Annotated in this window: 18 protein-coding genes, 2 tRNA genes, 1 other RNA gene and 1 pseudogene; 13 read left to right on the forward strand and 9 right to left on the reverse strand. The window is 70.8% G+C overall.

Annotated features, from left to right (window positions below):
* The first annotated feature begins 14 nt into the window (after positions 1–14).
* Entirely contained in the window at positions 15–500 is a 486-nt protein-coding gene (locus O7623_RS23015) for a hypothetical protein (protein WP_282225085.1), read from the forward strand.
* Between the two features lie 757 nt (positions 501–1,257).
* On the opposite strand, the gene O7623_RS23020 is transcribed toward O7623_RS23015, so the two are convergent.
* Positions 1,258–1,342, reverse strand: a tRNA-Ser gene (locus O7623_RS23020).
* Positions 1,343–1,429: 87 nt separating this feature from the next.
* Here O7623_RS23020 and ffs point away from each other — a divergent pair.
* From ffs to O7623_RS23065, 9 genes are all read left to right on the forward strand, one after another.
* Positions 1,430–1,520, forward strand: an RNA gene (gene ffs / locus O7623_RS23025) — signal recognition particle sRNA small type.
* 235 nt (positions 1,521–1,755) lie between these two features.
* Positions 1,756–4,176 carry a DNA polymerase III subunit gamma and tau gene (locus O7623_RS23030; RefSeq protein WP_282225086.1) on the forward strand — a complete coding sequence of 807 codons (2,421 nt, stop codon included), beginning with the start codon at positions 1,756–1,758 and terminating at the stop codon, positions 4,174–4,176.
* 113 nt (positions 4,177–4,289) lie between these two features.
* On the forward strand, positions 4,290–4,598 hold the full coding sequence (locus O7623_RS23035) for a YbaB/EbfC family nucleoid-associated protein (protein WP_282229515.1): 309 nt from the start codon (positions 4,290–4,292) through the stop codon (positions 4,596–4,598).
* Positions 4,599–4,610: 12 nt separating this feature from the next.
* Entirely contained in the window at positions 4,611–5,204 is a 594-nt protein-coding gene (gene recR, locus O7623_RS23040) for a recombination mediator RecR (protein WP_282225087.1), read from the forward strand.
* Positions 5,205–5,442: 238 nt separating this feature from the next.
* Positions 5,443–7,104: an ABC transporter substrate-binding protein gene (locus O7623_RS23045; RefSeq protein WP_282225088.1), complete on the forward strand. Its 1,662-nt coding sequence runs from the start codon at positions 5,443–5,445 to the stop codon at positions 7,102–7,104.
* 115 nt (positions 7,105–7,219) lie between these two features.
* Positions 7,220–8,224, forward strand: coding sequence for an ABC transporter permease (locus tag O7623_RS23050; RefSeq protein WP_282225089.1), 1,005 nt, complete (start codon positions 7,220–7,222; stop codon positions 8,222–8,224).
* A gap of 88 nt (positions 8,225–8,312) precedes the next feature.
* Entirely contained in the window at positions 8,313–9,284 is a 972-nt protein-coding gene (locus tag O7623_RS23055) for an ABC transporter permease (RefSeq protein ID WP_282225090.1), read from the forward strand.
* Positions 9,285–9,287: 3 nt separating this feature from the next.
* Positions 9,288–10,283 carry an ABC transporter ATP-binding protein gene (locus tag O7623_RS23060; protein WP_282225091.1) on the forward strand — a complete coding sequence of 332 codons (996 nt, stop codon included), beginning with the start codon at positions 9,288–9,290 and terminating at the stop codon, positions 10,281–10,283.
* Positions 10,280–11,377, forward strand: a complete 1,098-nt coding sequence (locus O7623_RS23065) for an oligopeptide/dipeptide ABC transporter ATP-binding protein (protein WP_282225092.1) — start codon at positions 10,280–10,282, stop codon at positions 11,375–11,377. Before O7623_RS23060 ends, O7623_RS23065 begins: the two co-directional genes overlap by 4 nt.
* Positions 11,378–11,425: 48 nt before the next feature.
* Here the strand turns inward: O7623_RS23065 and O7623_RS23070 are convergent.
* The 4 genes and pseudogenes from O7623_RS23070 to O7623_RS23085 all read right to left on the reverse strand — a co-directional run.
* Positions 11,426–11,668: pseudogene (locus tag O7623_RS23070) on the reverse strand (hypothetical protein); the annotation flags it as partial.
* A gap of 59 nt (positions 11,669–11,727) precedes the next feature.
* On the reverse strand, positions 11,728–12,429 hold the full coding sequence (locus tag O7623_RS23075; protein WP_282225093.1) for an HNH endonuclease family protein: 702 nt from the start codon (positions 12,427–12,429) through the stop codon (positions 11,728–11,730).
* 226 nt (positions 12,430–12,655) lie between these two features.
* On the reverse strand, positions 12,656–14,446 hold the full coding sequence (gene leuA / locus O7623_RS23080; protein ID WP_282225094.1) for a 2-isopropylmalate synthase: 1,791 nt from the start codon (positions 14,444–14,446) through the stop codon (positions 12,656–12,658).
* Positions 14,447–14,724: 278 nt separating this feature from the next.
* Entirely contained in the window at positions 14,725–15,480 is a 756-nt protein-coding gene (locus O7623_RS23085; protein ID WP_282225095.1) for a hypothetical protein, read from the reverse strand.
* A 318-nt stretch (positions 15,481–15,798) separates the two neighbouring features.
* On the opposite strand from O7623_RS23085, the gene O7623_RS23090 reads away from it, so the two are divergent.
* Both O7623_RS23090 and O7623_RS23095 read left to right on the forward strand, forming a co-directional pair.
* Positions 15,799–17,064 carry an aspartate kinase gene (locus O7623_RS23090; RefSeq protein WP_282225096.1) on the forward strand — a complete coding sequence of 422 codons (1,266 nt, stop codon included), beginning with the start codon at positions 15,799–15,801 and terminating at the stop codon, positions 17,062–17,064.
* A gap of 6 nt (positions 17,065–17,070) precedes the next feature.
* The gene (locus tag O7623_RS23095) at positions 17,071–18,150 is read left to right on the forward strand and encodes an aspartate-semialdehyde dehydrogenase (RefSeq protein WP_282225097.1); all 1,080 of its coding nucleotides are present in this window, start codon (positions 17,071–17,073) and stop codon (positions 18,148–18,150) included.
* A gap of 51 nt (positions 18,151–18,201) precedes the next feature.
* Here the strand turns inward: O7623_RS23095 and O7623_RS23100 are convergent, their stop codons facing one another.
* The 3 genes from O7623_RS23100 to O7623_RS23110 form a co-directional block, all read right to left on the reverse strand.
* The gene (locus O7623_RS23100; RefSeq protein ID WP_282225098.1) at positions 18,202–18,549 is read right to left on the reverse strand and encodes a hypothetical protein; all 348 of its coding nucleotides are present in this window, start codon (positions 18,547–18,549) and stop codon (positions 18,202–18,204) included.
* A gap of 336 nt (positions 18,550–18,885) precedes the next feature.
* Positions 18,886–18,962: transfer RNA gene (locus O7623_RS23105), tRNA-Pro, on the reverse strand.
* Positions 18,963–19,057: 95 nt separating this feature from the next.
* Positions 19,058–19,951, reverse strand: coding sequence for a metallophosphoesterase (locus O7623_RS23110; RefSeq protein WP_282225099.1), 894 nt, complete (start codon positions 19,949–19,951; stop codon positions 19,058–19,060).
* Between the two features lie 25 nt (positions 19,952–19,976).
* Between O7623_RS23110 and O7623_RS23115 the strand changes: the two genes are divergently transcribed.
* On the forward strand, positions 19,977–20,432 hold the full coding sequence (locus tag O7623_RS23115; protein ID WP_282225100.1) for a GatB/YqeY domain-containing protein: 456 nt from the start codon (positions 19,977–19,979) through the stop codon (positions 20,430–20,432).
* A gap of 73 nt (positions 20,433–20,505) precedes the next feature.
* On the opposite strand, the gene O7623_RS23120 is transcribed toward O7623_RS23115, so the two are convergent.
* Entirely contained in the window at positions 20,506–22,950 is a 2,445-nt protein-coding gene (locus O7623_RS23120; protein WP_282225101.1) for a transglycosylase domain-containing protein, read from the reverse strand.
* Positions 22,951–23,331 lie beyond the last annotated feature (381 nt).

The following is a 23,331-nucleotide window of genomic DNA, read 5'->3' on the forward strand; positions in this document are numbered from 1 at the left end:
GGGGGGCGAAGCCTGTGAACGAGTCCGACTTGACCTCGGCGTTCATCGAGGTCCGGGCGGCCGCAGCGCCGCCGCACCGGCTGACACCGCAAGCTCTGATCGCCGCCGGGCAGCGGGCGCGCCGCCGCCGTCGGATCGCCACGACGGCCGGAAGTGGGCTGGCCGTGCTCGTGGTCGTCACCCTGGGCATCGGTACGGTGAACGCGTTGTCGTCCGGTCGGCACGAGGCTCCTCCGATCGAGCCGGGCTACTCGTCGCCGACCGCCGTACCGGAGCGGCCGGTGCCTGCCACGCCGGCCCCGACTTCCACCCCGGCACCGGACCACCCACCGACCCCGGCCGTATCCGACCCGCCACGCGCGCCGGTCTCGGTCCCCGCCGGGCCGGCGATCGACATCTCTCCGTCGGCGGACCCGGCGGTGCCGGTGGAACCGGAGCCTGGTGTCTCGGCCACGGCGGAGGAGTCCTTGCCCGACCCGCCGAGCGCGTCGCCCCGCTGACCCTGCGACCAACTCTGCCGGCTCCGAGCCGTGATCCACAGCGTCTCATCGACCCGACACGCCGGGGCCGGTCAGCTGGAGCGCTGTCGATCACGGTGCGCTGTCCGACGACCAGGTATGTCGGCAATCGATAAAGCGCATCCAGCGGCTCGGCTTCCGCGTACCGGCGAGACTGTGACCTGACCCGGCGGCTGAGTCGGCGGTCCATTTGGTCAGCTCCCCGAGCGTCACGAACGTGATGCACAGAGCCCTACCGGCCGACGGGCACGAAGTCGGTCAGGAACCCGGCTTCGGAGGAATGCCGGCGCGACGCCGGTATCCAGGACAACCAGACTCACACGGCCCCAGCCCGACGGGAGGCGTACAGGCCGGCGAGGAAGTCATTGAACTCCTCATCCGACTCGAACAGGTCCGGCCGGGCAAGGTCCTCAACCGAGGCGATCGGGCGCACGCCCTGACGACGCGCCAGCTCCTCAGCCGGCAAGTGCTCAGCGGTCGGTCACTCGGGCATCTGTTCGGTGTTGCTCGACATCACGGCTCACCTACTCGCGGCTCTTGACCGCCTCCCATAATCCCACACAGGCCCGAAGGCGGGGTCACCTGCGACGCGGACCAGTCACGGACCTGATCTTGAACGTTGGTGGCTGACTTCGTCGCGCAGTCGGCGGACGCCGAACTTCCGGACCAAGAGGCGTGCGAACGCCGCTGGCCGGTCCCCTCAGGGGACCGGCCAGCGGCGTTGTGGCTGCTCAGTGAGCGGAGGATACGAGATTCGAACTCGTGAGGGTGTTAACCCAACACGCTTTCCAAGCGTGCGCCCTAGGCCTCTAGGCGAATCCTCCGTCCGACAGGATACAGGCCGCGGTCGCTACGGCCACGGCGGGCCGGGGTCGCCGGCGGCCGGGTGCGGCCCGGGGTAGAGTGGGCTCAACCCCTCGTGCGGCGTGCATCTCGTGAACCTCCCCAGGGCCGGAAGGCAGCAAGGATAAGCGGGCTCTGGCGGGTGCACGGGGGGCCCTTTCGTTTCCGGGCCAGGCGCTGCGGCCACTGGCACGCCAGCGACCTTGCACGCCCAGGACGCTGGCACGTCGTTGGCCTGGTAATCGCCAGTTTGACATGACAGCCTGACAGGCGGCCCGCGACGGGCGACGCCCGTCGGCGTCGGGCACCGGCGGGGCCGGGGTGGCAGCGGCCGGGCCGGCCGCGCAGAATGGCCCCCGGCGCAGCACGGCACGGTCGAAAGGAGGCGGCGAGGGTGGCTCTGGCGCTCTACCGCAAGTACCGGCCGAGGACGTTTGCCGAGGTCATCGGCCAGGAGCACGTCACCGAGCCGTTGTCGCAGGCGCTGCGGACCGGCCGGCTCAACCACGCGTACCTCTTCTCCGGCCCGCGCGGCTGCGGCAAGACCTCCAGCGCCCGGATCCTGGCCCGGTCGCTGAACTGCGAGCAGGGGCCGACGCCCGAGCCGTGCGGTACGTGTGACTCGTGCCGCGCGCTCGCCGCCGACGGCGGCGGTTCGATCGACGTGATCGAGATCGACGCGGCCAGCCACGGCGGTGTCGACGACGCCCGCGAACTACGCGAACGGGCCTTCTTCGCCCCGGCCAGCAGCCGATTCAAGATCTACGTCATCGACGAGGCGCACATGGTCTCGTCGGCCGGCTTCAACGCCCTGCTCAAGCTGGTCGAGGAGCCACCGGAGTACGTCAAGTTCATCTTCGCCACCACCGAGCCGGAGAAGGTCCTCGGCACGATCAAGTCGCGGACCCACCACTACCCGTTCCGGCTGATCCCGCCGGGGGTGCTGCGGCCGTACCTGGAGCAGCTCTGCTCGGCCGAGGGCGTCAAGGTCGACCCGGCGGTCTTCCCACTGGTGGTGCGGGCCGGCGGCGGCAGCGCCCGGGACAGCCTGTCGGTGCTCGACCAGTTGATCGCCGGGGCCGGCCCGGAAGGGGTCAGCTACCCGCGTGCCGTCGCGCTGCTCGGCGTCACCGACAGCGCCCTGCTGGACGAGATGTGCGACGCGCTGGCCGCCGGTGACGGGGCCGCCGCCTACGCGACCGTCGACCGGGTCGCCGAGGCCGGGCACGACCCGCGCCGGTTCGCCTCGGACCTGCTGGAGCGGCTGCGGGATCTGATCGTGCTGCAGCAGGTGCCCGACGCGGTGAGCAAGGGTCTGATCGACGGCCCGACGGACCAGATCGAACGGATGACGGCCCAGGCCGAGCGGCTCGGGTCGGCGACGTTGTCGCGGTGCGCCGACATCGTGCACAACGGGCTGGTCGAGATGCGCGGCACCACCGCCCCCCGGCTGCTGCTGGAGCTGGTCTGCGCCCGGATGCTGCTGCCCGGTGCCGAGGACTCGACCGGGGCGTTGCTGCAGCGCCTCGAACGGATGGAGCGGCGGCTCGCCGCCGGCGTACCGGCCGGGGGTGTCGACCTGACGGCGGTGCCGCCGGCTGCGGTCCCGGCCGCACCACCGGCATCCCCGCCGCCGACGTACGCCGCACCTGCGGCACCGCCGGCCGCTGCCCCGGCACCACCGGCGTCCGCCGCACCGGCGGCTGCGGAGCCGGCCCCGGCACCTGCCGACCCGCCGCGCCGACCGGTCGCACCGGAGGCGGTGATGCCGGATCCGGCGATCCCCGACCCGGTGCCCGCGCCGGCCGTGCCGGGGGCGCTCGACGCCGCCGGGGTCCGGCGGGCCTGGGACCAGATCCTCGCGATGGTGGGCAACCGCAGCAAGCGGGCCGCCGCCGTGGTCCGTGAGGCGACGGTACGCGAGGTGGCCGGCGACACCCTGGTGCTGACGTTCCGGCACAGCGTGCACGCCACGATGCTCTCCGCCTCGCCCGACCTGCTGCTCGAAGCGATCTACGAGACCCTCGGGGTGCGGTGGCAGATCCGCTGCGAGACCGCCGGCGGCGCTGCGGCGGGGCCGGCCCGGTCCGCTGCGGCGCGTCCAGCCGCCCCGCCGGCGGCCCCCGCTCAGACTCCGCAGCGCAGCGCGGCGGCCAGCGCCGCCCGAGCGGCGGCCGGTGGCGGCGGCCAGTCCGGTGGCGGCCAAGGCGGTGGCGGCCAGTCCGGCGCGGGCGGATCGGCGCAGCGCCCGGCGGCGACCGCTGGCGACGACACGGACTGGCCGGAGGCGGCGCGCCCCGGCGGCGGACATGCGGCCGCCGGCGGTCCCGCCGGGACCGGGTCGACTACGGCTGGCCAAGGGTCCGGAATGTCCACCGGTTCAGGTGCGACCGCCCCCGCCGGCTCGGGCGCGACCGGCAACGGGTCCGCCGCGCGTACCAATGGGGTCGGCCCGGGCGCCCACGGCGCGCGCCGGCCGGTCGGCGGTGACGGCGGTGCCTGGTCCGACGGGTCCCCGGCGGAGGAGCCGCCGTACGACCCGGACTACGACGGACCGCTGCGCCGGGGTGCCGGCGCGTCGGCCGCCGGGCAGCCGACGGCCCCCGCCCCGGCGCAGGGGCCGGCCTCGGGGCAGCCGCCGGGTCAGGCGTCGGGCCGGCCGACCGCCGCCTACGAAGGGTTCGACCCGGGTGACGAGCCGCTCGACGAGATCGTCGACGAGAAGACCGCCCGGCAGAGCAGCGAGGAGCAGGCGATGCAACTGCTGCGGCAGACGCTGGGCGCCGAGAAGATCGGCGAGATCGACGCGCGCTAGGCGGTCGCGTCGTGCCAACCGCCGCCGGGCCGGATCGACGGGCTAGGCTGGGCGGCGGCCCAAGCCAGCCATGACGAAGGAGCGGTGCCGTGCGCCCCGGTGGACAGCCCAACCTGCAGCAGATGATGAAGCAGGCGCAGAAGATGCAGCAGCAGATGGCGACCGCCCAGGCTGAGCTGGCCGAGGCGGAGGTGACCGGTACGGCAGGCGGTGGCCTGGTCACGGTGACCCTGTCCGGCATCGGCGAGATGCGCTCGGTCAAGATCGACCCGAGGGCGGTGGATCCGGACGACGTGGAGACGTTGGAGGATCTGGTGCTCGCGGCGGTCCGCAGCGCCAACGACGAGGTGCGCAAGCTGACCGAGGAGAAGATGGGCCCGGTCACGGGTGGCCTCGGTGGTCTCGGCCTGCCGGGTTTCTGAGCCGTCACCGGTATGTACGAAGGCGCCATTCAGGACCTGATCGACGAGTTGGGGCGGCTGCCGGGGGTCGGCCCCAAGAGCGCCCAGCGGATCGCGTTCCACATCCTGTCGGCCGACGCGGCGGACGTCACCCGGCTGGCCACCGCGCTGCGGCGGGTCAAGGAGCTGGTGCGGTTCTGCACGGTCTGCTTCAACGTGGCGGAGACCGAGCAGTGCCGGATCTGCCGGGACACCCGGCGCGGTGCCGACGTGCTCTGTGTCGTCGAGGAGCCTAAGGACGTCGTGGCGATCGAGCGGACCGGCGAGTTCCGGGGCCGCTACCACGTGCTCGGTGGGGCGATCAATCCACTGGAGGGCGTCGGCCCGGACAACCTGCGGATCCGCGAGCTGATGCTGCGGCTGGGCTCGGGCGAGGTCAAGGAGCTGATCCTGGCCACCGACCCCAACACCGAAGGCGAGGCCACGGCCACGTACCTGGCGTTGATGGTCAAGCCGATGGGGATCGCGGTGTCCAGGCTGGCCAGCGGGCTACCGGTCGGCGGTGACCTGGAGTACGCCGACGAGATCACCCTGGGCCGGGCCTTCGAGGGCCGCCGGTCGGTCTGACAGCTTGCCGCTGAAACATTCGAAACATGTAACAAGTTGGTATAGCCCAATTTCCGACAAATCTGGCCTATCATCTCCCGTGGAGGGTCTGACCGCCGCTGTCGGGACAGTTAAGACACGATCCGGTACCAACCGCGTTCCGGCCGGTTTCCGGCCGCGTCGAACGCCGGCTAAGGTCTCGCCATCGGTGACCCCCGTCACTACGTTGTCCGTACCCAAAGGACGAGGTGAAGCACCCATGCGTGCACCCAGGCCGAAGGCCGCCATCGCGGCCGTCGCGGTCGCGGCGCTGGCCCTAGCCGGCTGCGCCGAGAGCGAACGCGGTGACTCCGGCGAATCCAGCGATGCCACTCTGGTCTTCGGCGTAGCCGGCGACCCGAAGGTCCTCGACCCCAGCTTCGCCAGTGACGGCGAGTCGCTGCGGGTGGCCCGGCAGATATTCGAGACCCTGGTCCGCCCCGAAGAGGGTGGCACGGCCATCTCGCCCGGTCTGGCGGAGAGCTGGACCCCGGACGACACCGGTACGGTGTGGACGTTCAAGCTGCGCTCCGGCGTCAAGTTCCACGACGGCACCGACTTCAACGCCGAGGCGGTCTGCGTCAACTTCGACCGCTGGTACAACGCCACCGGGCTGATGCAGAGCCCCGACGTCACCGCCTACTGGCAGGACGTGATGGGTGGCTTCGCCGTCAACGAGAGCGAAGACCTGCCGGAGAGCCTCTTCAAGTCGTGCAACGCGGTCGACCCCACCACCGTGGAGCTGGCCTTCACCCGGGTGTCGAGCAAGATCCCGGCGGCGCTGATGCTGCCGTCGTTCTCGATCCACTCGCCGGCCGCGCTGGAGGAGTACGGCGCCAGCGACGTCACCGGCAGCGCCGACGACATCACCTACCCGGCGTACGCCCTGGAGCACCCGACCGGCACCGGTCCGTACAAGTTCAAGGGCTGGGACATCGCCAACAAGACGCTCACCCTCGAGCGCAACGAGGACTACGCCGGCGACAAGGCCAAGATCAAGACGTTGATCTTCCGGACCATCTCCGACGAGAACGCCCGCAAGCAGGAGCTGCGCACCGGCGGCATTCAGGGCTACGACCTGGTCGGGCCGGCCGACGTGCAGCCGCTCAAGGACGACGGGTTCAACGTCCTGACCCGACCGGCGTTCAACATCCTCTACCTGGCGATGAACCAGGCCGGCAACCCGGCGCTGGCCGACATCCGGGTCCGGCAGGCGATCGCGCACGCGCTCAACCGCCAGGCGCTGGTCGACTCGAAGCTGCCGCCGGGCGCCGAGGTCGCCACCCAGTTCATCCCGCCGACCGTGGACGGTCACAACCCCGACGTCACCACCTACGACTACGACGTCGAGAAGGCCAAGGCGCTGCTGGCCGAGGCCGGTCACCCGAACCTGACCCTGCGGTTCCACTACCCGACCGAGGTCACCCGGCCGTACATGCCCAACCCGAAGGACATCTTCGAGCTGCTCGCGGCCGACCTGCGGGAGGCCGGCATCACGGTCGAGGCGATCCCGCTGAAGTGGTCGCCGGACTACCTCAACGCCACCACCTCGGGTAACGCACACGACCTGCACCTGCTCGGCTGGACCGGTGACTACGGCGACGCCTACAACTTCATCGGCACCTTCTTCGACCGGCCGAAGGACGAGTGGGGCTACGACAACGCGGAGCTGTTCGCGAAGTTCGCCGAAGCGGACGGCACCGCCGACATCGAGGCCCGCTACGAGCTGTACAAGGGCCTCAACGCCGACATCATGGAGTTCCTGCCGGGTGTGCCGATCTCGCACTCGCCGCCGGCGATCGTGTTCGCCAAGGACGTGATCGGGGTGCAGGCCAGCCCGCTCACCGACGAGCGGTTCGCCACCGCCGAGTTCCAGTCCTGACCCACCGAGTGCACTAGCGAACGGAACGCGGGCGGGCGTCCGCCGTACCCCGGCCACCAGCCGGGGTACGGCGGTGCCTGCCCACGCGACCCTCCACACCCCCTGCCGAGGCACCGTGTTCCGCTTCATCGTCAGACGTCTGCTCCAACTCGTCCCCACCCTCTTCGGCCTGTCCCTGCTGCTGTTCATCTGGCTGCACCGGCTGCCCGGCGGCCCGGAGTCCGCGATCCTCGGTGAGCGCGGCACCCCGGAGATGCGCGCCGCGATCCGCCGCAACCTCGGGCTCGACGAGCCGATCCTGATCCAGTACGGCCGGTTCATGAAGCGGCTGCTGCAGTTCGACCTCGGTACGTCGATCTCCACCAAGCGGGAGGTCACCACCGAGTTCCTGCAGCGGTTCCCGGGTACGGTGGAGCTGACCATCGCGGCCATGGTGATCGCGGTGGGGGTCGGTATCCCGCTCGGCTACCTCGCGGCCCGCCGGCGCGGCACGCTGCTCGACCACGGCTCGGTCGTCGCGTCGCTGATCGGGATCTGCATCCCGGTCTTCTTCCTTGCTTACGTGCTGAAGGCGATCTTCGCCGAGAACCTCGGCTGGTTCCCGTCGAGCGGACGTCAGGATCCGCGTATCGACGCCACCCGGGTGACGAACTTCTTCGTCCTCGACGGACTGCTCACCCGGGAGTGGGACGCGTCGCTCGACGCCCTGTGGCACCTGGTCCTGCCCGGTCTGGCGTTGGCCAGCATCCCGTTGGCGATCATCGTGCGGATCACCCGGGCCAGCGTGCTGGAGGTGCTCGGCGAGGACTTCGTCCGGACCGCGCAGGCCAAGGGCCTCACCGAACGGGTGGTCCGGCGCCGGCACGTGCTGCGCAACGCGATGCTGCCGGTGGCCACCAGCATCGGCCTGCTGACCGGCGGGCTGCTGTCCGGCGCCGTACTGACCGAGACGGTCTTCGCCTTCGGCGGCATCGGCGCGTTCGTCGCCGACGCGATCAGCCAGCGCGACTACCCGGTGCTGCAGGGCTTCATCATGATCATCGCGCTGGTCTACGTGCTGGTGAACCTGCTGGTGGACATCTCATACACCTTCATCGACCCACGGGTGCGGGTCCGGTGAGCGGCGATCGACCCACGGGTGCGGGTCCGGTGAGCGCGACGAGGTCGGCGGCGGGTCAGGCACGCAGGCGTGGACGGAGGACGGCCCGATGAGCGACCTGCTGAACCCGGGGCGCAAGAAGGAGAAGCTCGACCGGCTCGCCGAGCTGTCGGCGGTGCACGACGACGAACGCGGGGTGAGCCTCTGGCAGGAGGCGCTGCGCCGGCTGCGGCGCAACCCGGCGGCGATCGTCGGCGCGGCCATCCTCGGCGTGTTCCTGCTGGTCGCGCTGGTCGGACCGTTCCTGGTGCCGTACGACCCGGTGGCGCAGCTGTGGAAGGACGAGATCCGCGAGTCGCAGGCCTACTACCCGGGTCCGCGCGCCGAGAACTGGTTCGGCGTGGACCACCTCGGCCGCGACGAGTTCAGCCGGATGATCGTCGGAGCCCGGCAGACCCTGCTCGTCGGGGTCGTCGCCACCCTGATCGGGCTGACCGTCGGCGCGCTGATCGGTGGCCTGGCCGGTGCGGCCGCCGGGCTCGGTGGGCGCTGGGGGCGCTGGATCGACACCGTCCTGATGCGGATCGTGGACATGCTGCTGGCCATGCCGAGCCTGCTACTGGCGATCAGCATCGCCGCGCTGCTCGGTGCCAGCCTGACCACGGTGATGATCGCCGTCGGGGTGGTCTCGGTGCCGGTCTTCGCCCGGCTGCTGCGCGGCTCGATGCTCGCCCAGGCCAACAGCGACTACGTGGTGGCGGCGACCTCGTTGGGCGTACGGCGGTCGAAGATCGCGGTGGCCCACATCCTGCCGAACTCGCTCGCCCCGGTGATCGTGCAGTCCACCCTCACCCTGGCCACGGCGATCATCGAAGTGGCGGCACTGTCCTTCCTCGGCCTGGGCAACCCGGACGCGTCGATTCCCGAGTGGGGGGTGATGCTGGCCGACGCGCAGCGTTACCTGGACGCGGCACCCCGGCTGGCGATCCTGCCCGCGCTGGGCATCATCGTCACCGCGTTGGGCTTCACCCTGCTGGGTGAGGCGATGCGGGAAGCCCTCGACCCGAAACTGCGGAAGTGAACCATGGCGCTGCTCGACGTGGATGAACTGGCGGTCACCTTCACCCGCCGGGGCCAGCGGACCGTGCACGCGGTCGACGGGGTCTCCTTCTCGGTCGACGCCGGCGAGGTGACCGGCCTGGTCGGCGAGTCCGGCTGCGGCAAGAGCGTGACCTCGCTGGCCATCATGGGCCTGCTTCCGGCCGGCAAGGGGGTGCAGGTGAGCGGTCGGGCCACGTTCGACGGCACCGACCTGCTGCGACTGGCGCCCCGGGCGATGCGCGACGTCCGGGGCCGCGACGTGGCGATGATCTTCCAGGACCCGCTCTCCTCGCTGAACCCGGTGGTGCCGATCGGGGTGCAGGTCACCGAGGTGCTGGTCCGCCACCGGGGGATGCGCGGCGACGCGGCCCGTACCGAGGCGGCGCACCTGCTGGACCGGGTCGGCATCCCGGACCCGACCCGTCGGCTCAAGGAGTACCCGCATCAGCTCTCCGGAGGGATGCGCCAGCGGGCGCTGATCGCGATGGCGGTCGCCTGCCAGCCCCGGCTGCTGATCGCCGACGAACCGACCACCGCGCTGGACGTGACCATCCAGGCGCAGATCCTGGAACTGCTCAAGGACCTGGTACGCGAGTCGGGTACCGCCCTGGTCATGATCACGCACGATCTCGGGGTGGTCGCCGGCATGTGCGACACGGTCAACGTGCTCTACGGCGGCCGGGTGGTCGAGACGGCCCGCCGACGGCCGCTGTTCGCCGCGCCCCGGCATCCGTACACCGTCGGTCTGCTCGGCTCCATCCCCCGGCTGGACGCCGGCCACGGACGGCGACTGCAACCGATCCCCGGTTCGGTGCGTGACCTGCTGCCCTGGCCGGACGGATGCGCCTTCGCGCCGCGCTGCGACCGCCGCGTCGACGACTGCCTCGGTGCCGCGCCCGCGTTGCGGCGCGACGCTGGCGGGCACGCGTTCCGCTGTGTCAATCCACCCGCGACCGACCCGGCGGAGGCCACCCGGTGAGTGAGACCCTGGTCGAGGTCCGCGACCTCAAGGTGCATTTCCCGATCAGCCGGGGCGTGCTGTTCGACCGGGTGGTCGGGCACGTCAAGGCGGTCGACGGAGTGGATCTGCGAATCGCCCGTGGCCAGACGTACGGGCTGGTCGGTGAGTCCGGCTGCGGCAAGTCGACGCTGGGCCGGGCGATCCTGCAGCTGACCCCGCCGACCGCCGGTGAGGTGGTCTTCGACGGGGTGACGCTGAACCGGTTGCCGGCGGCCAAGCTCCGCACGATGCGCCGCCGCTTCCAGATGATCTTCCAGGACCCGATGTCCAGCTTGGACCCCCGACAGAACGTCGAGTCGATCCTGGTCGAAGGGCTGCAGGCGCACGGCATGGGCGCCGACCGCGACGACCGGCGGCGGATCGTCGTCGAGGCCCTCGACGCGGTCGGGCTGCCCCGCTGGGCGCTGTCGCGCTACCCGCACGAGTTCTCCGGCGGGCAGCGCCAACGGATCGGCATCGCCCGCGCACTGGTGCTCGGCCCGGAGCTGATCGTCGCCGACGAACCGGTCTCCGCCCTCGACGTGTCGATCCAGGCCCAGGTGATCAACCTGCTCGACGAGCTGCAGATCGACCGGGGCCTGACCTACCTGGTCATCGCCCACGACCTGGCGGTGGTCCGGCACATCTCCGACACGATCGGCGTGATGTACCTGGGGGCATTGGTCGAGGAGGCTCCCGGCGACCGGCTCTACCAGGAACCGCTGCACCCGTACACCCGGGCGTTGCTGTCGGCGGTGCCGGTGCCGGACCCGGAGGTGGAGGACCGCCGGGAGCGGATCCTGCTCGCCGGTGACCTGCCCTCACCAGCGAACCCACCGGCCGGCTGCCGGTTTCACACCCGGTGCCCGTGGGCGCAGCCGACCCGCTGCGTCGACGAGCGTCCGGTGCTGCGGGAGATCGGTGCCTCCCGGGTGGCCTGCCACTGGGCGGAGCAGATCGCCGCCGGCACCATACGCCCGCACCAGGTGACCGCGCAGCTGGTGCACCCGGCCGACGGCGCGGCGGCGCCGCACACCGTGTCGGCCCCGAGCGAACCCGAGTCGTACGTCTGAGCTCTTGGCCCGGGCCCCCGCCGGGCCCGCCGGGCGCGGACCCCGTCGTCAGCCGTCCGGGCGGTGCAGCAGGCCGACCGCGATCGCGTGTACGGCGGCCAGGTCGGCCGGGTCGGCGAGGCTGGCCCGGCCGCCGGTCACCACGTACCACTCGTCGGCGTCCTTGTACTGCACGCGAAGGGTGACCTCGCCGGCGGCGAGTTCGGTGCGCAACGTCAGCTCGCCGGTCACCACGCCGACCTCGTCGGTCATCACCCCGCCCGGGCCGGCGACGATGTCCTGGGTACGGCTGTGCTCCGGCGGGTCACCCACAGTCTGCTCCTGTCCTCAGCCTGCGCCGTGCGACGCGGTCACGGGCAGGTCGCCAACATGTCGGCCAACGTCGCCTTCTCCGGCTGGGTCACCGACAGTTCCCAGTAGTGCTTCACCGTGATCCAGTCCTGGGCGTACTGGCACCAGTAGTCCCGGTTCGGTGGCTGCCACTGGGAGGGGTCCTGGTCTCCCTTTGCCCGGTTGGACGACGCGGAAACCGCGATCAGCTGCGGGCGTTCCAGATCGTTGGCGAACTCGCGGCGCTGGTCGTCGTTCCAGCTGTCGGCGCCGGAGCGCCACGCGTTGGCCAGCGGCACGATGTGGTCGATGTCGAGATCGCGGGGGTTGGTGAAGGACTGCCCGTCGAAGGCGCTGAGCCATTCGCCGCCGACCACGTTGCAGCCGTCCAGCTCGATCGCCGTGCCGTCGCGTTCCAGCACGGTGTCGCGCACGTCGCAGTTGCTGCCGGCGGAACTCCAGTGCGGGAACCGGTCCCGGCTGTAGCCCTGCATGCTGCCGGCGGCCGCCACCGTCAACTGGTCGAGCAGGGCGGTGGCCTCGTCCGCCGAGCCGGCCGCCGGTGCGTCCACCGGTGGCGCGGCCGACGGGGCGCCGAGAGAGATGTCGACGGACTCGCAGCCGGTGGTCGCGGTCAGCGCCAGGGCGGCGGCCACCGCGACCACCGCCCGGCGCAGCGGAAGTCGGTCGGTCGGCAGATGTCGTTGCTGAGGGGTTCGCACCCGTCCAGCTTGCGGGTGCCGGACGGTCGGCGCCAGGCACCCGCAGTTCCGGCGTTTCGCCAGGACCAAAGTGGATCTTGCGAGCCGTCGGCCCGGCGAGCCGTCGGCCCGGCGAGCCGTCGGCCCGGCGAGCCGTCGGCCCGGCGAGCCGTCGACCAGCCCGCCGGCCGGCCGTCAGCCGGTCGTCAGCCGGCCGGTCGTCAGCCGGTCGTCAGCCGGCTGGCCGTCAGCCGGCCCGACGGCCCCGGTTCACCGCGCTGGTCACGGCCCGTACCGAAGCGATGACGATGTTGGAGTCCAGGCCGACCCCCCAGACCGTACGGTCACCGACCTCGCACTCCACGTACGCCGCAGCCTGGGCGTCGCCCCCGGCGGAGAGCGCGTGCTCGTGGTAGTCCAGCACCCGCACGCCGACCTGCACCGACTGCAGCGCGTTGACGTACGCGTCGATCGGACCGTTGCCGACCGAGTTCAACGTGTGCCGGACCCCGTCGACCACGACCACCGAGGTCGCCTCCACCTTGCCGTCGACCGTGCTCGTCGCGTACGACTCCAGCACCACCGCCGGGTCGGGCTGCTGCCCGGCGAGGTACTCGGTGGCGAAGATGTCCCACATCCGCTGCGGTTCGATCTCGCCGCCGGTGTCATCGGTGAACGCCTGCACCACACCGGAGAACTCGATCTGCAGCCGCCGGGGCAGGTCCAGGTTGTGCTCCTCGCGCATCACGTACGCCACCCCGCCCTTGCCGGACTGCGAGTTGACCCGGATCACCGCCTCGTAGGTGCGCCCCACGTCACGCGGGTCGATCGGCAGGTACGGCACCCCCCAGGCGTGCGCGTCGACCTCGACCCCGGCGGCGGTGGCGTCGGCGGCCAGCGCGTCCAGACCCTTCTTGATGGCGTCCTGATGGGAGCCGGAGAAGGCGGTGTAGACCAGGTCACCGGCGTACGGGTGACGCTCGTGCACCGGCAGCTGGTTGCAGTACTCGACGGTCCGCTTGATCTCGTCGATCTGCGAGAAGTCGATCTGCGGGTCGACGCCCTGGCTGAACAGGTTCAGCCCCAGGGTGACCAGGTCGACGTTGCCGGTCCGCTCGCCGTTGCCGAACAGGCAGCCCTCCACCCGGTCGGCCCCGGCCAGCAGACCCAGCTCGGCGGCGGCCACCGCGGTCCCCCGGTCGTTGTGCGGGTGCAGGGACAGGACCAGGCTGTCCCGCCGAGGCAGCCGACGGTGCATCCACTCGATCGAGTCGGCGTACACGTTGGGGGTGGCCATCTCGACGGTCGCCGGCAGATTGATGATCAGCGGCCGGTCCGGGGTGGGCGCGATCACGTCGATCACCGCGCTGCACACCTCCAGGGCGTAGTCCAACTCGGTGCCGGTGTACGACTCGGGCGAGTACTCGTAGAAGATGTCGGTGTCCGGGGTGTGGATCTCGGCGTACTTCTGGCACAGCCGGGCCCCGGTGGTGGCGATGTCGGTGATCCCGGCCTTGTCCAGGCCGAAGACGACCCGCCGCTGCAGCACCGACGTCGAGTTGTAGAAGTGCACGATCGCCCGCTTCGCGCCCCGCAGCGACTCGAAGGTCCGGTCGATCAGATGCTCCCGGCACTGGGTCAGCACCTGGATGGTGACGTCGTCGGGAATCAGGTCCTGCTCGATCAGCTGCCGGACGAAGTCGTAGTCGGTCTGGCTGGCCGACGGGAAGCCGACCTCGATCTCCTTGTAGCCCATCCGGACCAGCAGCTGGAACATCCGGCGCTTGCGGTCCGGCGACATCGGGTCGATCAGCGCCTGGTTGCCGTCGCGCAGGTCGACCGCGCACCAGCGGGGGGTCTGCTCGACGCGGCGGGCCGGCCACTGCCGGTCCGGTACGTCGACGGCGAACTGCTGGTGGTACGGCTGGTACCGCTGGTACGCCATCCGGCTCGGCTGCTGCCGGGCGATCGGGTCAGTGCTGTTGTCGGTGGTGGTCGGGTCAGTGGTGGTCGGGTCGGTGCCGGCAGTCGTGGACATGATGGAAACTCCGCTGAGTCGAAAGGATCCCGCTGGTGCCGCTCGGGGCGCTCGTGTCGGGCGAGGCGCCTACGCCGTACGGGGTGCGGGGTGCGGGGAAGGTCAAGGCGGCGCGAAGCGACTCCGCGACGAGGTGCCGGCCTAGGAGGCCTCGTCGCGGCAGCGAAGGAGGAGCGCCTGCCACATGACAGGAATCACCCTACGTGGTCGGCGGGCCGACGGCAAAGCCGTACGGTTCGAATCGGTCGACCGGACGTCGCGGTGGTCGGTGGTGTCCGTCAACCGGACGTCGCGGTCGTCGGTGGTGCCGGCGGGCTGCCGGTACGCAACGCCGGCCGCTCCGTCACCGGGCCCGGCAGGGTGACCGACGGCGGTGCCGCCCCCGGTTGCCCGGCCAGCACGACCGTGCCCAACTCCAGCCGGGCACCGGTGAGCGTGCCGTCGGGCCGGTAGCAGTAGATGCCGACGTCCAGCGGCGGGCGCAGCGACGCGGTGGTCGACTCGACCGAGAAACAGGTGCCGTCGGCGCCGGGCAGCGCGTCGGCGACCGACACCGCCAGCGGTGCCCGCTGGTCGGCGAGCACCCGCCGCCAGTCGGTGAACAGGTGCTGCAACCGGGGATCGAAGCCGGCTTCCACCGGCGCGTCCGGATCTCCCAGCCGGACGCAGGACGGTGCCACCGGCTGCGCCGGCGACGGCAGCGCGCACTGGAACAGCCCGTCGGCGTTCTGCGCCATCGCGATGTCCACCGCGCCGCCGTGCGCGCCGCCCGGGACGTCCACCCGCCAACTGCCGTCGGTCGCCAGGGTGACCGCCAGCGTGCGATCCGCCCGACCCGGCGTGGTGAGGGTGTAGAAACCGGTCATCCGCAGGTCGCTGGCGGCGGCGGCCGCCGCCGCCAACTGCAGCCGGGGGTTGGCGGGGGAGGTGACCGGTGGGTCCGCCGAGGCACCGGTCACCTCCGGCGACGGGCTCTGCCCGGCCACCGGACCGGCCGAATCGCAGCCCAGCAGGGACAACGTGACGAACGCCACGGAAGCCAGGACGGCAGGTGAGTTTCGTGACGCATCGACACCCCGGGAACGCATCCGCCCATTCTGCGTACCGCTCCGGGTTTTGCGGCAGGGCGGTCCGCCAACACGCCGATTTGCGCCGCGTACGCCGTCCCCACCTCCGGCCTTTCGGCCGGCGGCCTGGTCCGGCCCGACCGGCCGGCACCCCACGACGTCGCCGCCGTCGACACGGGCAGTGACCGCGTCCGGCCGGATCGTGGGAACGGCTCACGGTACGGTCCGCCGACGCCGGTACCCTGATGCCGGCAGGTTGGCAGCAGCTGGAGGGAGTGGACCGCCGTGGCACTGGTGGTGCAGAAGTACGGCGGATCCTCGGTCGCCGACGCCGAACGCATCAAGCGCGTCGCCGAACGGATCGTCGCCGCCCGCAAAGCCGGCGACGACGTCGTCGTGGTCGTCTCCGCGATGGGCGACACCACCGACGAACTGCTCGACCTCGCCGGGCAGATCAGCCCGCTGCCGCCCGGCCGTGAGCTGGACATGCTGCTGACCGCCGGCGAGCGGATCTCCATGGCGCTGCTCGCGATGGCCATCCACAACCTCGGCTACGAGGCCCGGTCGTACACCGGCTCGCAGGCCGGCGTACTGACCACCTCGGCGCACGGCAAGGCCCGGATCATCGACGTCACCCCCGGCCGGCTGCAGGGCGCCCTCGACGAGGGCGCGGTCGCCATCGTCGCCGGCTTCCAGGGCGTGTCCCAGGACACCAAGGACATCACCACCCTGGGCCGGGGCGGCTCCGACACCACCGCGGTCGCCCTCGCCGCCGCGCTGCGCGCCGACGTCTGCGAGATCTACACCGACGTCGACGGGGTCTTCACCGCCGACCCGCGGATCGTGCCCAACGCCCGGCACATCAAGCAGATCACCTACGAGGAGATGCTGGAGCTGGCCGCCTGCGGCGCGAAGGTGCTGCACCTGCGCAGCGTCGAGTACGCCCGCCGGTCCGGGCTGCCGATCCATGTCCGCTCGTCGTACTCGACCAACACCGGCACGATGGTGACCGGATCGATGGAGGATCTTTCCGTGGAGCAAGCACTCATCACCGGAGTCGCCCACGACCGGAGCGAGGCGAAGATCACCATCGTCGGGGTGCCCGACGAGCCGGGTGCCGCCGCCCGGATCTTCGAGACGGTCGCGAACGCCGAGACCAACATCGACATGATCGTGCAGAACGTGTCGACCGAGGGAACCGGCCGTACCGACATCTCCTTCACCCTGCCCAAGGCCGACGGCCCGACCGCGATGGCCGCCCTCGGCAAGGTGCAGGAACAGATCGCCTTCAAGGGCCTGCTCTACGACGACCACGTCGGCAAGGTGTCGCTGATCGGTGCCGGCATGCGGTCGCACCCCGGGGTGGCCGCCAACTTCTTCGCCGCCCTCGCCGAGGCCGGCGTCAACATCGAAATGATCTCCACCTCGGAGATCCGGGTCTCGGTCGTCTGCCGGGACACCGACCTGGACGCCGCGGTACGCGCGGTGCACGCGGCCTTCGACCTCGGCGGTACGGAAGAGGCGGTGGTCTACGCGGGCACCGGGCGGTGAACCCCGGTGCCTGACGCCAAGGCACACCCGCTGCCGACCCTGGCGGTGCTCGGCGCGACCGGAGCGGTCGGCACCGTCATGTGTGAGCTGCTCACCTCCCGGGCCAACGTGTGGGGCGACATCCGGCTGCTCGCCTCGCCGCGCTCCGCCGGCCAGCGGATGCGCTGCCGGGGCGAGGAGCTGCCGGTCGCGGCGGTCAGCCCGGAATCCTTCGACGGCGTCGACGTCGCCATGTTCGACGTACCCGACGAGGTGTCCCGGCAGTGGGCACCGGTCGCCACCGCCCGTGGCGTGACCGTCGTGGACAACTCCGGTGCCTTCCGGATGGACCCCGGCGTACCGCTGGTCGTGCCGGAGATCAACGCCGGGCAGGTCCGTCGCCGTCCGCGCGGGATCGTCTCCAACGCCAACTGCACGGTCCTGGCGATGATCGTGGCGATCGCCCCGCTGCACCACGAGTACGGCCTGCGCGAGCTGGTGCTGGCCAGCTACCAGTCCGTCTCCGGCGCCGGCCGGTACGGCGTCGAACTGCTGCACAGCCAGCTCGCCCGGGCCGCCAGCGACCGCACCCTCGGCTCCCGCCCCGGCGACGTACGCCAGGCCGTCGGCGACGAGCTGGGCCCGTTCCCGGCACCGCTGGTGCTCAACGTGGTCCCGTTCACCGGCGAACTGGCCGACGACGGCTGGTCCACCGAGGAGCTGAAACTGCGCAACGAGTCGCGCAAGATCCTCGGGCTGCCGGACCTGAAGGTCTCCTCGACCTGCGTACGGGTGCCGGTGGTGACCGGGCACTCGGTCGCCGTACACGCCGTCTTCGGCAGTGAGGTGACCGCGGACGGTGCCCGCGAGGTGCTGCGCAACGCCCCCAGCGTCATCGTGGTCGACGACCCGGGCAACGCCGAGTTCCCGATGCCGATCGACGCGGTCGGCACCGAACCGTCCTGGGTGGGCCGGATCCGGCGGTCGACCGACGACCCGCGCGCGATCGACTTCTTCGTCACCGGGGACAACCTGCGCAAGGGCTCGGCGCTGAACACCATCCAGATCGCCGAGCTGATCGCCCGGGACCTCACCAAGCAGCGCTGACCTGGGGTGCCGTCGGTCAGCCGGTACGGGCGGTCGTTCCGCGCTGGGGTGCTACACGTACTCGAGCTGCACGTCTCGGGGCCGGTAGTCGGCACCAGATTCAGCGGATACATCCCAGGGCGTGTGCCCGCCGATGGCGTGGATGGCTGTCCGGACGATCGTTCGCGACTTGTCGAAAGCGCCAGTCTCGGTCTCGTCGGAGATCAAGAGCTCGACAAGCACGGTGCCCATGTCGGCGTCAGTCGCGGTCACCGAGTCGCAGAAGTCATCGTTGCACTGTTCCAGATCGAGCAGGGCCTGCATCAGCCGTTCGCCCTCCGCGTGGAGCTCATCGGCGTTGAGGCGACGACCGTCGGCGGTGCGAACATCGAACTGTCGGGCGATGTGAACCTGGATCATTTACCCGTTCCTCCGTCCTGTTCGTCGTCGTCCTTCTGGATCCAGCAGGGGAGCTTCCTCGCCCACCTGATCGCATGGTTGCCGTGGTACGGGCTTGACGGCGTCAGGTGTAGCTGTCGCTGATGCTGGCCGCACGGGCATCTCAAGAACTTTCTGCACAAGTAATCCGAGCTCTCTTGTGTCGTCTGCTGAGCCTGCAAAGGGCGCTTCGCTGGGGCGAGACCATGGGTGGACGTGAGCGGCCTCGGACCCGACGACGAACCGGCCAGGGGAGGCGCAGACACTCAGTTGGACATGCGAAGGGCCATGTCGACGTCGTCGACATGGCCCTTGACCTGGTCGGGGTGGCCGGATTTGAACCGACGACCTCTTCGTCCCGAACGAAGCGCGCTACCAAACTGCGCCACACCCCGAGGTCCGCTGGGCAATACTAGCCCACCGGCCCGGCGAGGCAAATTCGGTATCCCCGGTGCGCCGCAGGCCCGTCGCCGGAGCACGGCGCACCGGTTCAGCGGGCGATCAACGTCAGCAGGGTGGCCTCCGGCGGGCAGGCGAACCGGACCGGCGCGGTCGGGTGGGTGCCCAGACCGGCCGAGACGTGCAGCCAGGATTCGGTGGCCGGCCACCGGTGCAGGCCCTTGGCCATCGAACGGGGCAGGTCGCAGTTGGTGACCAGGGCACCGACGAACGGCACGCAGACCTGCCCGCCGTGGGTGTGCCCGGCGAGCAGCAGGTCGAACCCGTCGGCGGCCATCTCGTCGAGCACCCGGGGCTCGGGGGAGTGGGTCAGGCCGAGGCTCAGGTCGGCCTCCGGTGACGGCGCGCCGGAGACGGCGGCGTAGTCGTCGCGTTCGATGTGCGGGTCGTCGACGCCGACCGCCTCGATCAGCCGACCGCCGGCCTTGAACGACGCCCGCCGGTTGTTCAGGTCGTGCCAGCCGGCGCCGACCAGCACCTCGCGTAGCTCCTCGAACGGCAGGTCCGCGCCGGACCGGTACTCCCGCTCGGGCAGCAGATAGCTCAGCGGGTTCTTCCACACCGGGCCGGTGTAGTCGTTGGACCCGAAGACGAACGCTCCGGGCAGGTCGAGCAGGGGCTGGAGGGCCCGCAGCGCGCCCGGTACGGCGTCCGGGTGGGCCAGGTTGTCGCCGGTGACCACGACCAGGTCCGGGTCCAGCCCGGCCAGCGCCGCCACCCAGGCCTGTTTGCGCCGCTGGTCGGGCATCATGTGCAGGTCGGACAGGTGCAGGATGCGCAGCGGTTCCGCGTCCGGCGCGAGCACCGGTACGTCGAACCGGCGCAGGGTGAACATGTTGCGCTCGATGAGCGAGGCGTACGCCAGGGTGGCGGCGCCGAGGGCCATGGTGCCGGCGGCGAGCCGGAATACGGTGCGCTTTCGCATGCCGACCAGGGTAGTTTGGCCACCCATGAGCACCGTGAAGGACCGTCTGACCGCTGACATGCGGGCCGCGTTGAAGGCCCGCGACGAGCTGACCACGTCCACCCTGCGGATGGCGCTGGCCGCGATCGGCGTCGCCGAGGTCGCCGGCAAGGCCAAGCGGGAGCTCTCCGACGACGAGGCGCTGGCCGTACTGACCAAGGAGGCCAAGAAGCGCCGGGAGGCGGCGGAGGCGTTCGCTGAGGCCGGCCGGGCCGAGCAGGCCGCCAAGGAGCGGGCCGAGGGCGAGGTGCTGGACCGTTACCTGCCCCGTCAGCTCGACGACGAGGCGTTGGCCGGGATCGTCGCCACGGCGCTGGCCGAGGGCGGCTTCACCGGCAAGGCCCAGATGGGCCCGGCGATGAAGGCGGCCCAGGCCGCAGTGGCCGGCCAGGCCGAGGGGGGCCGGGTCGCCGCCGAGGTACGTCGCCAGCTGGGCCTGTGAGCGTCGGCTGACGCCGAAGGGGGCGGGCACCGGTGATCGGTGCCCGCCCCCTTTTTTCGTGCGTGACTGTCGGTCAGTCGTCCGGGTTGCCCGGGTTGCCGGGTCGTCCGGGGCCGCCGCCCGGCCCGTTGCCGGGACCGTCGCTGTTGCCCGGGCTGGGCTGGGCACCCTGACCGTTGCTGACCTGGATGATCACCACACCGCCCTTGATGGTCCGACCGCTCGGGCTGGTGCCGGCGGCGGTGCCGGCCGGGCAGGTGGAGTCGATCGGGCCGGAGCGGTCCACCTCGACCTGGAAGCCGGCACCGGCCAGTCGTGACCGGGCGTTGTCGATGGACTGGCAGGCCACATCCGGGATGGAGCGCTGCTCACCGCGGACCACCTTGCCGCTCGGCGGCGTGAACTGCTTCTTCTCCTTGCCCTTCATCGCGTCGCGCAGCGTCTCGTAGACCGCCGGGTTGACGATGTCGTGGGACATCCTGGCGTTGGTGTCGGCCCAGTCCGGGTCGGCCAGTACCCCGGCGACGGCGAGCTGCTTGGTGGTGACCACCATCGTGGCGGTCTTCTCCGCGTCGGTGGTGCCGGTCTTACCGGCCACCGGGTGGCCGACGATGTTGCGGACACCGCCCGCCGTGGCACCGCGGCACCGGGTGGTGCTGGACCGGTCGCCGACCGGGCAGCGGGCGGCGTCGATCGCGGCCCGGGCCACCTCGACCGAGACCGCCTGCTTGCACTGCGGCTTGGCGATGTCCAGGCTGTTGCCGTCCTGGTCGCGGATCTCCTGCACCGGCAGCGGCTTGCAGTACTTGCCGTCGGCGGCGAGGGTGGCGTACGCGTTGGCCATCTCCATCGGCGTCGTGTTGGACACGCCGAGGGTGAAGGCCCCCCACTGGTCGGCGCCCTCCGGGTCGGCGGCGAACGAGGCGTCGTTGGCTGCCCGGAAGGTGATGCCGAGGCGTTGTGCCACGTCGACGGCGGCGGCGGCACCGACCCGCTCCTGCAGCGGGACGAAGTACGTGTTGACCGAGGCACCGAAGGCGCTCCACATGTCGTGGAGGCCGTTCATGCTGGGGCTGGCGTTCTTCGGGCAGTACTTGTTGGTGCCCGCGCAGGCGGCCGGGCTGCCCTGTTCGACGATGTACTTCGACTGGTACGGGCTCTTCGCGTTGATCGGGTACTCCAGCGGGTAGCCCTTCTCCAGGGCCGCCACCAGCGGGAAGATCTTGAACGTCGAGCCGAACTGGTAGCCGGTGATGTCACCACCGCCGGTCAGCAGCGGGTTGGTGGTGTTCGGGTAGGTGCCCCGGATGCCCTTGTCGGCCTTCTTCGGGTCGCTGGAGATCTTGTTCTGCGGGTTGTCCGGGTCGTCGAGCTTGTAGTTGCGGTTGACCGCCATGCCGCGCACGTACCCGGTCCCCGGCTCGACGGCCGCGACCATCAGCGCGTTCTTGCTGCCGGTCTTCAGCGCGTCCTCGACGGCCTTCTTCGCCGACTCCTGGGTCTGCACGTCCAGGCTGGTGACGATGTGGTAGCCGCCGCTCTTGAGCCGCCGCTCCCGGTCGTACGCGGTGGCACCGAACGTCTCCTGCTCCAGCCACCAGCGGTAGAAGTAGTCGCAGAAGAAGCCCCAGTGGTTCTTGTTGGCGGCGACGCAGCCGTTCGGCGCGCGCTTGCCGTTGACGACCAGCTCGACGGCCTTGGCCGCCTCGGCCTCCTCCTGGGTGATCGCGCCGGTCTGCACCATGTTGTCGATCACGTAGTTGCGTCGGTCGACCGCCTGCGGGTAGCCGCCGGGCGTGGTCGGGTCGAACGCGGTCGGCGCCTTGACCAGGCCGGCGAGCAGCGCGGCCTCGTCGATCGTGAGGTCCGCCGGCTGCTTGCTGAAGTAGACCTGGCTGGCCGCGAAGACGCCGTACGCACCGTTGCCGAAGGGGGCGATGTTGAGGTAGCGCTCGAGCAGCTCGTCCTTGGACATCTCCTTGGTGAGCTGCATCGCGTACTTCATCTCGCGCAGCTTGCGGGCGTTGGTGTCCTCGGTGGCGGCGATGACGTCCTCGGGGTGGGTCGCCGAGTAGGCGATGGCCAGCCGGACGTACTGCATGGTCAGGGTCGAGGCGCCCTGGGTGGTCTCGCCGGCGCCCTGGTTGGCGACGAAGGCCCGGGCGACGCCCTTGACGTCGACGCCGTTGTGCTCGTAGAAGTTGTGGTCCTCCGCCGCGATGATCGCCGCCCGCATCAGCGGCGAGACGTCCTTGAGCGGTACGTCGCGGCGGTTCTCGTCGTACATCGCGGCCAGCATCGTCTTGCCGTCGGAGGCGTACAGGTAGCTGATCTGCGGCGCCCGCTTGACGGTCAGCTCGCTCGGCAGCTTGTCGAAGGTCTCCGCACCCGCCTTGGCGGCCAGCCCCGACATCGCCACTGCGGGGAACGCCGCGGCGGCGACAACCACGCCGGCCAGCAGCCCACAGATCAGCAGCGATGCGGCGTTGGTCAGAAGGTTGTGGTCTCGCTTCCGCATCCAGGTCACCCAGTCAGGGTACGTGAGGTACTGAAGTGGCCGCCGGTTGGCGTACCGGTGCATTTCCTGCCGGCGTCGGCCTCGTTGTGCTAAACGCAGAGACCTGTCACCCGGTTGTGGTCTCGCCGCCCAGTTTCCTCCGGGGAGGCGTCGGCGGTGGGTTTCCCGCTTTCCGGCTTGGGTACCCCTGCCCGGTACAGCGCCTGACAAGTGTAGGTGTGTCCGGATAAGTGGATTTCATCAATAACGTTGCGTAATCATCCGACTACCTATGATGATGGTCCGGCGAGGATCGCACGGCCGCCGTGCTGCGGGGGAAAGCAGCACGGGTACGGCCAGGCTTGCCGACTGACTCCACCGGTTGGAAGCGGAAAATTGCTA

This window comes from Solwaraspora sp. WMMD791, from assembly GCF_029581195.1.
Taxonomy (GTDB): Bacteria; Actinomycetota; Actinomycetes; order Mycobacteriales; family Micromonosporaceae; genus Micromonospora_E.

Excerpts from the sequence above, each read along its gene's own strand:
- O7623_RS23115 (WP_282225100.1), top strand. The coding sequence starts at position 19,977 with ATGAGCACCGTGAAGGACCGTCTGACCGCTGACATGCGGGCCGCGTTG.
- O7623_RS23100 (WP_282225098.1), bottom strand. The coding sequence starts at position 18,549 with ATGATCCAGGTTCACATCGCCCGACAGTTCGATGTTCGCACCGCCGAC.
- leuA (WP_282225094.1), bottom strand. The coding sequence starts at position 14,446 with ATGTCCACGACTGCCGGCACCGACCCGACCACCACTGACCCGACCACC.
- O7623_RS23060 (WP_282225091.1), top strand. The coding sequence starts at position 9,288 with ATGGCGCTGCTCGACGTGGATGAACTGGCGGTCACCTTCACCCGCCGG.
- recR (WP_282225087.1), top strand. The coding sequence starts at position 4,611 with ATGTACGAAGGCGCCATTCAGGACCTGATCGACGAGTTGGGGCGGCTG.
- O7623_RS23045 (WP_282225088.1), top strand. The coding sequence starts at position 5,443 with ATGCGTGCACCCAGGCCGAAGGCCGCCATCGCGGCCGTCGCGGTCGCG.
- O7623_RS23120 (WP_282225101.1), bottom strand. The coding sequence starts at position 22,950 with ATGCGGAAGCGAGACCACAACCTTCTGACCAACGCCGCATCGCTGCTG.
- O7623_RS23110 (WP_282225099.1), bottom strand. The coding sequence starts at position 19,951 with ATGCGAAAGCGCACCGTATTCCGGCTCGCCGCCGGCACCATGGCCCTC.
- O7623_RS23055 (WP_282225090.1), top strand. The coding sequence starts at position 8,313 with ATGAGCGACCTGCTGAACCCGGGGCGCAAGAAGGAGAAGCTCGACCGG.